9 protein-coding genes are annotated in these 9711 nt (G+C 71.2%); 4 read left to right on the forward strand and 5 right to left on the reverse strand.

Annotated features, from left to right (window positions below; translation table 11 throughout):
• Positions 1-3: 3 nt before the first annotated feature.
• Positions 4-1077, reverse strand: coding sequence for a sugar ABC transporter permease (locus ACFWDI_RS32835; RefSeq protein ID WP_385309650.1), 1074 nt, complete (start codon positions 1075-1077; stop codon positions 4-6).
• A complete protein-coding gene (locus tag ACFWDI_RS32840; RefSeq protein WP_385309651.1) occupies positions 1074-2225 on the reverse strand; it encodes an MFS transporter in 1152 nt (383 codons plus the stop codon). Before ACFWDI_RS32840 ends, ACFWDI_RS32835 begins: the two co-directional genes overlap by 4 nt.
• A 234-nt stretch (positions 2226-2459) precedes the next feature.
• Between ACFWDI_RS32840 and ACFWDI_RS32845 the strand changes: the two genes are divergently transcribed.
• On the forward strand, positions 2460-3206 hold the full coding sequence (locus ACFWDI_RS32845; RefSeq protein WP_385309653.1) for a hypothetical protein: 747 nt from the start codon (positions 2460-2462) through the stop codon (positions 3204-3206).
• Between the two features lie 137 nt (positions 3207-3343).
• On the forward strand, positions 3344-4036 hold the full coding sequence (locus tag ACFWDI_RS32850; protein WP_385309655.1) for a sigma-70 family RNA polymerase sigma factor: 693 nt from the start codon (positions 3344-3346) through the stop codon (positions 4034-4036).
• Between the two features lie 151 nt (positions 4037-4187).
• Here ACFWDI_RS32850 and ACFWDI_RS32855 read toward each other — a convergent pair whose 3' ends face one another.
• Positions 4188-5540: a M64 family metallopeptidase gene (locus tag ACFWDI_RS32855; protein ID WP_385309657.1), complete on the reverse strand. Its 1353-nt coding sequence runs from the start codon at positions 5538-5540 to the stop codon at positions 4188-4190.
• Positions 5541-5679: 139 nt separating this feature from the next.
• Between ACFWDI_RS32855 and ACFWDI_RS32860 the strand changes: the two genes are divergently transcribed.
• Entirely contained in the window at positions 5680-7014 is a 1335-nt protein-coding gene (locus ACFWDI_RS32860) for a helix-turn-helix domain-containing protein (RefSeq protein ID WP_385309659.1), read from the forward strand.
• Between the two features lie 52 nt (positions 7015-7066).
• Here the strand turns inward: ACFWDI_RS32860 and ACFWDI_RS32865 are convergent, their stop codons facing one another.
• Together ACFWDI_RS32865 and ACFWDI_RS32870 are read right to left on the reverse strand one after the other, a co-directional pair.
• Entirely contained in the window at positions 7067-8308 is a 1242-nt protein-coding gene (locus ACFWDI_RS32865) for a PucR family transcriptional regulator (protein WP_385309661.1), read from the reverse strand.
• 25 nt (positions 8309-8333) lie between these two features.
• Complete coding sequence (locus ACFWDI_RS32870) at positions 8334-8498, reverse strand: hypothetical protein (protein ID WP_362683576.1); 165 nt, start codon at positions 8496-8498, stop codon at positions 8334-8336.
• 165 nt (positions 8499-8663) lie between these two features.
• Between ACFWDI_RS32870 and ACFWDI_RS32875 the strand changes: the two genes are divergently transcribed.
• Entirely contained in the window at positions 8664-9614 is a 951-nt protein-coding gene (locus tag ACFWDI_RS32875; RefSeq protein ID WP_385309663.1) for a DUF3068 domain-containing protein, read from the forward strand.
• The last annotated feature ends 97 nt before the right edge of the window (positions 9615-9711 follow it).

Here is a 9711-nt window from a genome sequence, read left to right on the forward strand (position 1 = left end):
CGGCTACACCTCCCGGACGTCGACCAGTCCGGTGAGGGCAGCGAGCCCGAGGGCCAAGAAGAAGTCGCCCCACACCAGTTCGTGCCGTACGGCGGCACCCCGCCCGGCGTCGTAGCAGCCGTCCAGCAGCATGCCGGCCGGCCGGGCCCCGTCCCGCCCGGTGAGATGCGCGGTGACCAGCCGGTCCAGGATCGCGACGGCGCAGTGGGAGTATTCCGCCGCCCGGGGTCCTCGGATGCGAGCGAGCTTCAGCAGCGCGACCGCCGTGATCGCGGCGGCCGAAGTGTCCTGCGGGCCGTCGGGCCATGCCTCGTCAGCCGGGGGAACGATCCGTCGGGCAGACCCCGTCCGCGGGGCGGCCAACCGCGCTGCCACGCCCTCCAAACGGGCCGGCTTCCACCCGGCGGCGCCGGGGCGGTGCAACGCGTCGGCCACTGCCAGCAAGAGCCATGCCCGCCCCCGGCTCCAGCCGGGCGGCGGATCATCGCATGCCTGCCAGCCCGAGTCCGCCTCGAAGCGCAGGGCCGGCGCCAACCCCTCGCGGAGGCACAGGTCGATATGCCGGTGAAGGTGGGAGGCGGCTGCCGCGGCGCCCTCGAGGCCCGCGGTGGCGAGCAGCGGCACCATGCCGGGGACTCCGTCCACGCGGGCCAGCAACCTGGGTCCACCGAACGCAGATCCCCAGGGGACCAGACCGAGTTCGGGGTCCAGCGCGGTCAGACAGGCCCGGGCGGCTCGGTTGCGCAGCTCTTCCGCTCCGGCATCACCGACGGCCAGAGCGGTTCCGTACCAGTGGATCAGACCACGGGTGGCGGTGTCGGCCTCCACCCAGCCGGCCAGCCGCGCCGTGCACGCGGAGGCGAAGGCCCGGTCGGCCTCGTCGCCGGTGTGCCGGGCCCGCAGCCACAGCAGCCCGGCCCAGAACCCACCGGTCCACGAACCACGGCCGGTGGTCACCCAGCGGCCCGTGTCCGGGTCGGCGAACAGGGGGAAGCGATGGCCGACTTCGGCCGCGGTGACGGCGGCCCGGTCGAGGACGTCCTCCAGTGCGCGCCCGGCCCAGTCGGCCGGGGTCACGCCGGACTCACCGCGCGCTGCCGTCGCTCCCGTACTGCCCAGGTCATCGCGACTGCGCAGGCTGCCGCGAACTCCGCGGCGACCAGCAGCCAGCCGGGCCCGTAGTGACCGGCTTCCGCGAGTGCGCCGAAGACCGGCGGACCTACGGCGAAGCCGGCGAAGAACCCGGCGGAGACGAGCGCCGAGTCCTGGCCGGCCCGGCCGGGGGCGGCGCGCTGCATGACCAGCACCATGGAGACGGCATTGCCCGACACGGCGAACACGCCCACTGCCACCGCCGCCATCCACACCAGCGGATGCACGAGCAACGCGGCCGCGAGGAGCAGAGCCGCTCCGACCGCACCGGCCGCGAGCCATCCCGGCAGCCATTCGGCGCGCCCCGGCCGGGCCGCCTTCGACCAGCCCACCCGGCCGGCGATCCCCGCCACGCCCAGCACCGCCACGAGGGCGCCGGCCGCGGTGGGCCCCAAGCCGAGTCGCTGCGCGCCGAACAGCGCCAAGTAGGTGTTGACCGATGCGATTCCGCAGCCCAGCAGCAGAGAGAACACCGTCAGCCAGGCGATGGCTCCGCGCGGCACCAGCGACGACCGAGAACCTGCCCCCCTCACCGGAGGATCGGCAGGCAGCGCACGCAGCGTCCACAGGGCCGCCACCGCCGCCGTGCCGGCTGCGGTCCACACCGTGCCACGCCAGCCGACGCCTGCGGCCAGCGCCGTCAGGGGCAGCCCGGCCGCGAACGCACCCAGCTGCACCCCCGACTGCTTCATCCCGGTCACCGAGCCCCGCCGGACCGGCGGAACGCCGGCCAGAATCGCCTTGTTGGTCGCCGGGTTGGCCAGGGCCTGAGGCAGACCGCCCAGCGCAACCGCCACGAGGAGGAACCCGGCACCGGGCGCCGCGCCGATCAGCGCGAGCGCGGCGGCGGACACCACCAGCAGCGCAACGAGCGCGCGCCTCGGGCCGATCCGGTCCACGATCCACCCGCCCGTGGGGGACAGCACCGCCGCTGTCCCGAAGCCGATCGTCGTCGTCAGGCCCAGCACCGTGGGTGAGATACCCAGTTCGTCCACCAGGCGCGGGCCGAGCGCCCCGAGCAGGAAGAGTTGCATCATCGAGAACGCCATGGCGCAGGTGAGCAGCGCCGTCAACCGACCATCCGCTCCTGCTGCTGACGCCGTCGGCGCCCCTTGCTCTGCCCCCACCGATGTCTCCGTTCCACCCAACTGGACGCCCCTCGGGCCACGTCAGGAGTCGGCCCGCTCAACGCTGAAGTTCCCTACGCCAGTTGTGGCCTGCGCCACATGCTTCCGAGTGAGGTCGGCGCCGGAACATTTCGTACCCACGCATGGTGACCACGAGGGGGATGCAAGGATGGACTCGCCATGACTCCGGGTCGATGTTGTCGCGCGGTACGGGCTGCGGTGTTCGCAGCCACCTGCGTGCTGCTCGCAGCTCTCGGCCACCTCCTCATGTCGGGGGTGGCCGTCCCCTGGTGGGCCATGTCCGCCGCGTTCGCCACTACAGCCGCGACGGCCTGGATCCTCGCCGACCGGCAACGCAGCGTTCTCAGCGTCACGTCGACAGTTGTCGCCGCTCAAGCGGCACTGCACACCGGGTTCTCACTGGCCCAGGCAGCGGTTCATCCTTCGGTGTCCGACAGTGCCTCCTTCGCCCAACAGTGGGCGCAGTACCTGCTGTGCAGGGCGACGGAATCCGGCGCTGTCACTCCTTCCGAAGCCGTGCGGGCCGTGACCGACGCCGGGCTCGGCCACCACGTTCACCAGCCGCCCCCCGGCGCCACAGCCATGGCCATGACGGACGGCACGACGATGTCTGCCGGGCACGACATCGTCGGCATGTCTCCGGCAGGGATGCTTGGCGCCCACCTGCTGGCCGCGCTCCTGTGCGGCCTCTGGCTCGCGTACGGAGAACAGGCCGCCTTCAGCCTCCTGCGCGCCGTCGCCGGATGGCTCGTCGCCCCGCTGCGCCTGCTGTTCCGTCTCCCCACGCCACCTCATCGGCCACGCGTCCGCGCCCGGGGTGACCGCAGGACCCGTGCACTGCGGCAGCTGCTGCTCAGCCACGCCATCACCTCACGGGGTCCACCGTCCGGGACCGCTGTCATCTGACAGCTGGCTTCCCGGACGTGCTGGTGTGCCACCGCACGTCTCGGGCATCGGCGCCGCCCATCGGCAGTGCCGTACGACTCACCGGCCTGCCCCACCGCGCGGTGCCGGTTCCCGGATTTCCAGAAGGACATCAGGCGATGACCCCTGCCCTGCCCCAACACCGAGCCACCGCCGACGCAAGGCCCTCGCGTCACACACACGGTGCCGACGAACCGGTGACGCGCCTGGCGCTCGCAGCACGCGACGGCGCCCCCGATGCCGTGGACCGCTTCGTCCGCGCCCTGCACCGCGACGTCTGGCGCTATGTGGCCTACCTCAGCGCCGACCCCCAAGCAGCCGACGACCTCACCCAGGACACGTTTCTGCGCGCACTCGGCAGCCTCCACCGGTTCGAGGGCCGCTCCTCCGCCCGTACCTGGCTGCTCTCCATCGCCCGGCGCACCGTCGTGGACAGCCTCCGCTACACCGCCGCCCGTCCCAAGGTGTCGGACAGGGACGACTGGCAGTCCGCCGCCGAACGGGCACAGCCACGCGACCTGCCCGGCTTCGAGGACGGAATCGCGCTCGCCGAACTCCTGGCGGTCCTCCCGGCCGAACGCCGCGAAGCGTTCGTACTCACCCAACTCCTCGGGCTCCCCTACGCAGATGCCGCCGCGACCATAGGGTGCCCGATCGGCACCGTCCGCTCACGCGTGGCCCGCGCCCGCACCTCACTGATCGAACTGCTCAGGGAAGCCGAGACTCCCGCCGCTCAAGGCGGGCCGGAGCGACTGATCCCGAGCCGTCCGCGTGCCGATCGAGCGCCAACTCTCGCCGCTGCGGCGGCCTGAGAACCCAGAGGTCAAGCGCCGAGGGGGGTGCTGATCCGCTGCTGCGCATCAGCACCCCCTCGTGACACCTGACGAGGGCGGACGGCCCGCTGCGTGCCCACTGTCCGCCGCTGCCCGGGAGTCCGCGTCGGAGCGCTCGGGCCGGGTGACGTCAGAGCCGGATCTTCCAGCTGGTGGTGGACTTCAGCGTTCCGGCGATTTTCGGGTCTCGCGCCGAAGGCGTACGGTCCTCGGCGGTGATCGACAACTTGTGCGTGCGCAGGTCGAGCAGCCTTAGGGCCAGGTCCGACACCCGCACCTGAGTACGGCCCGCGAAGGGCTTCAACTCCCTGCCGTCCAGATACCAGCGGATCCTGAGCTGACGCCCGTCCGCACCCGTCAGCCGGGGTACGGCGGCCTTCGCGGTGTCTCCCAGCCGGAGGGTGCGATCGGTGGGGGTGACCGCGGTGACGATCCGCGCATGGCGGTAGAAGCCGGCGATCATCGCCTCGACACCGGGCAGGTTGAAGGGCTTGCCGAGAGAACGCATCAGGGAGTTGTCGGTGGGCCGGGACAGCCCCGTGACGAAGTAGCCCCCGCCCTCGTATGTGCCGACCGTGCCGCCGTCGGGCGACTCCTCGCCGAGCCAGCGGTGCCACTTGGCGCGCTGCCCGGCCATGTCCCCGGCGGCCAGTGTGGAGATATTGGCTTCGTCGGGCTCGGGGCCCGTGTACTCCTCGTAGCCCGGGTAGCCGGCGTAGGAGTACTCGTCGGCGAGCTTGCCCAGCGAGTGGCCGGTCTCGTGGATGGCGACCTGGCCGGACTTCTCGTTGCCCGCCGAAGCGGTCGAGATGCCCTCGTAGCCGAGGGTCGCGCTCGGCTCGTTGTAGCCCGCGCCACCGTACTTGGCGCTGTTGGCGAGAACGAGCACCAAGTCGGCCTCCGGCGCTTTCGCCACGTACCCGTCGACCTTGTCCTGGTCGACGCACAGCAGTCGCTCGATGTCGTCGCACCAGAAATACGAGCCCAGGGCGGTGTCCCGGACGGCGGACGGACTTGGGTCGCCCGAGACGCCGGACTGGTTCGACACGGCGTCGACCGCCCAGACATTGAAGAGGCCCTGGTACGTCGTGTACGGCTCGACGGCCGCGACCTCGGCCCATTTCTCCTTGGCGTCGGTGTGGAACTGGCCCTGCTCTGCGGCGGTATAGCCGTCCCCGACGACGACGATGTCCAGCCGGTCGGCGGTGGAGCCGTTGTCCACCAGCTTGGTCACCTCACCGTCGGCGGCTTCCTCGGCCGCCGAGAGCCGGGGCGCGGGCCGGCTCCGGCCGTCGGCCGGTACCCGTGTGTGGCCGGATCCGGCGGCTGTGCCGTGTTCCGGCCCGGGTATCTCGACCTCCACCCCGGCCCTGCCGGGCGGCGCCGGATCCGCGGTCGCGCTGCCGGGTGCGGCGGCCAGTACGGCCGCGAGGGCCGCGGCCGCGCCGACCGCCGCCATAACTCTGCGCCGTGCTGAACGCATGAAATCCTCCCCCTGATGCGAAAGTTAAGTAGCTGAGTAAACGCAATGAACTAGATGCTTAAACTAGGCGGAGGTACAGGACGTGCGCAATCCCTACAGCCCCGGAATACTGGGGAGTTCGAGAACCAGGGGGGTCCCCATGGATGAACCGGCTGAAATCGGCCGCCGGGTGCAGCGACTGCGTAACCAACGCGGCCTGACACAGCGACAGTTGGCTGATTCCTCATACACCCCCGCGTACATCTCGACACTGGAGTCCGGCAAGGTCCGGCCCTCCGAGACCGCGCTGCGCTTCCTCGCGGAGCGGCTCGGCACGTCGTTCGAGGAGCTGGCCACCGGACGCCCCGCGCATCTGGCCACCGAGCTGCGGCTCGCCCTCACCGACGCCCAGCAGCAGCTCGCCACCGGCTCCGCCGACGAGGCTGCCGTCAGCTACCGTCGTCTCCTCACCGACGCGGAACACCTCGACCTCGCTCCCGAGCAGGCCGAGGCGCTGCTCGGACTCGGCGACTGCGCGCTGGAAACCGGTGAACTGGCCAACGCAGGACGTCACTTCGAGGCGGCGGAGCGGCTCCTGGCCGGTGAACCGCTGCCCCGCCGCGCCCGCGCGATCCGGGGCCGCGCCATCGCGCACCTCCTGGCCGGGGAGCTGCGCTACGCCTGCTATCTCCTCGAGTCCACCATCGCCGAGCTGGGCGCAAGCGGACTGGCCGACCCCGAGGCGCTGGTACTGCTGTACGCCGCTGTCATCGGCCCATACATCGACATGGGCGCCCACGCCCGCGCCGCGCACGCCGCCGAACTCGCCCTGGCCCTGGCGCCGCAGGTCAACGACCCGGCACTGGTGGCGAGCATGCACCGGCAGGTGGCCCGTACGTTCCTCGCCGAAGGACGCACGGCCGACGCCGACGCCTCGCTCGCCAAGGCCCAGACGATCTACCGGCAGCTGAGACTGCGGACCGATCTCGCGCACTGTCACTGGATGCGCGGCTACGTCCAGGCTCAGAACGGCGAACTCGACCTTGCCGAGAAGGAGTTGCGCACCGCCCGGGACATGCTGGCCGCCAAGCATGCCGTGCTTTACACCGCCCAGGTGGAGGTGGAGCTGGCCGATGTACTGCGGCGGCTCGGGCGGCACGACGAGGCGGCCGGCCTGCTCTCGGCGCTACTGGAACTCGGCGACCAGCACGGCGCGGTGCACGCGGGCGGCGCGCACCGGCTGCTCGGGCTGATCGCCGAGGAGCGGGGGGAGGCCGAGGCCGCCGAGGAGCACTACGTCGTGGCGCTGGCTCTGCTGGAGCGCAGCGGGGCCAGCGGTGACCTGGCCGACCTGTGCCGTCTGCTGGGCGACCTACTGCGCCGCAGCGGCCGCACCGAAGCCGCTCTGGACGCGTACCGCACGGGACTGGGCCACCGGGCAGCCCCCGGCACGACAACCCTGGGACCGGCCCCGGCTGCTCCGACAATCCCGTAGCGCTGAGTGCAGTCCACGACCGCTCGTATGCACCCGCAACTCCTGCTCCACGTCACCCTCCGCCGCCCGGCAGGGGTTTACCCGCGTAACGGGCCACCCCCGCATCGCGCAGGCGGCGGGCACGTAACACCAGCTCCAGCTTGAAGCGCCGGTCCGGATCGTCCACCTCGTCGCCCAGCAGTGCGCGGATCTGGCGTAATCGGTAGCGCACGGTCTGCGGATGGACGCCGAGTCGTGCCGCGACCTCGGGGGCGCCACCACGTGTCTCCAGCCAGGCGAGCAGCGTCTCGACCAGTCGTCGGCTGTGCGCCGGGGCGCACTGGTCGAGCGGCGCCAGGCAGCGACGGGCCAGATCCTCGATCAGCTCCTCGGGCGGCAGCAGGACCAGCGCCTCGGTGTGCTCCGTGCACTGCAGAACCTGGCCGGCCGGGAGCAGCCCGCGCTCCATCAGGCGTACGGCGGCGCAGGCCCAGTGCAGCGATTTGGCCGCATCGGCGAGCGGAACCGACGGTCCCATCGCGCCGGACCAGCCCGTCATCGCGCGCTCCAGGAGTTCCGGCCGGCCTGCCGCGTCCGGCTCGGGGACGACCATGCGCGGCTGCTCGTACTCCATGTCCAGCAGCACGTCCTGACCCACGGCCGGGGCGACGGACTCCGGGGCCGGTCGCAGCAGTACTCCGACGGCGACCTGTTCGGGCAGTGGCCAGCCGATGCGCTCGGCATGCTCGGCGAGAGCCTCGGCCGGCTTCGTGCGGTGCTCACTGAGCAGCAGGCTGATCAACCGCTGCTGCAGCCGCAGCCGTTCGCCGGCCTGGCGGGCGGCGGCCTCGACGTAGCCGCGTACGGACTGTGCGACGAGCCCGTCGAGATACTCGAATCCCGACTCCACCAGCTCGTACATGGCGGGCGGCGGGATCTCGACCTGCTGGCCGATCTCGGCGAGGCGACGCCACGCGAGCCGCACGCCGAGCCGGTAGATGGCCTGGAGCGAGTCCAGGCTGCGGCCGTGCAGCACTTCGCCGCGGCCGAACTCCTGGAAGACCTCCAGCTGACGCCCGTGCGGCCGGTCCTCCTCCACCACGAGGTGGTCCACGAAGTCCTCCAACGCCCTGCGGATGCCGATCAGCGCCATGGGCTCGCCCGAGTCGTCGACAACGAGCGGCAGGCCGGGGAACTCCTTGCGGATCTCGACCAGGATGACCTGGGCGAGTGCGGGCACCTCGGCCATGGCCAGGGCTGCGAATCTACGTGCCCGCAGGCGGGGTACTTCCCGCCAGGCCGTGCGCACGGGCATGGCTTCCTCCCTCGCTGCTGGTCGGCTACGGCTGCGGGGATGCTGTCGGCCGACCCGTCTCGAACGAGACGAGGGGCACATTGGGCTGCTCGGGCGTGGCGTTCAGGGCGGCAACGATGCCGAAGGCAGCCCCCACGGCGAGGACGGCGGCGGCCATGGCGGTCAGCACGGCAGCGGTGAGTCTGTGCATGGTCCAGCGAGCCTTTCGGTCGGAAGGCACCCCGCCCCACGGCCCCGGCTCGGCGATTGCCCAGTCTGTGAGGGGCATTGACACTCCGTCAAGAGGGCGCTTACGGTCCCGGCCCGTACAGACGCGCACCGTCCTGAATCCACCATCGGCCCGGGAGTGCCCCCCATGCGTCGTACCGCTTCGCCGTTGTCGCTGGTCCTGTTGGGTATCGGCGTCTTTCTGCTCGTACTGGCTCCGCTGCTCGCCCGGTACGTGGAACCACGCGCCGAACGCACCCCGACCGATGTCGATGTCACCACGGTGTTCACCGGCACCGGCGAGTATTTCGACACCAACAACGTCAGACCCGTCCGGGACAAACCGATCACCATCACCCGGCGGGTGCTGGGCGATGTCGCCGCGAGCGAGCGCAGCGGGCGGGCGGTGTGGGACGTGTCCACAGCCATCGACACGCCGGACACGCTGGCCTTCCGCGACCCGCGCAGGTCCTACCAGTGGACGCTGGAGCGCTGGGTGACCGACCGCAGGACCAACGCTCCGGTGCACTGCTGCGGGGAGACGCCGGAGTATCAGGGCGAGGCCTACCTCAAGTTCCCCTTCGACGTGCAGAAGCGCGCTTACCTCTGGTGGGACAACACGCTCGGAGCCACTGTGCGGCTGGAGTTCAAGGGCACCAAGAAGGTCGCGGGCTACGAGGGTTATCGGTTCACCGGATCCGTGAACGACACCCGGACCGGCACCCGCCAGGTACCGGGACGGCTGGTCGGCCTGCCGAAGCAGAGCCAGGTCCATGCCGAGGAGTGGTACGCCAACAAGGGCATCGAGCTCGTCGTCGAACGACGCACCGGCCGCATCATGAACGCGAGGATCGCTCCCCGCAAGACACTGCGCGCCCCCGGTGCCGATGAGGCGAAGGTGGTTCTGCTGGACAGCGCGGGGCTGGAGTTCACCCAGGACACCCAGCGCGAGATGGTGGCGCTGGCGAAGTCGGACAGCGGCAGACTGCGGGCGCTGGGTGACATCGCGCCGATCGGCGCAGGAGCGGCCGGGCTCGTGCTGGCAGCCGCCGGTGTCGTACTCGTCGTGCGCGGCAGGGAACGCCCGAATCCCCAGTAATGCGCACAATGTGACGCCGTGTCAGCTCCCCAGCAGGCCAAATTTGTCACCGCCGTGAGTAGCGGCATCGAACAGCCGGGCGGACACTACCAACCCC

Origin of the sequence: Streptomyces sp. NPDC060064, from assembly GCF_042736455.1 — a bacterium.
GTDB lineage: Bacteria > Actinomycetota > Actinomycetes > Streptomycetales > Streptomycetaceae > Streptomyces.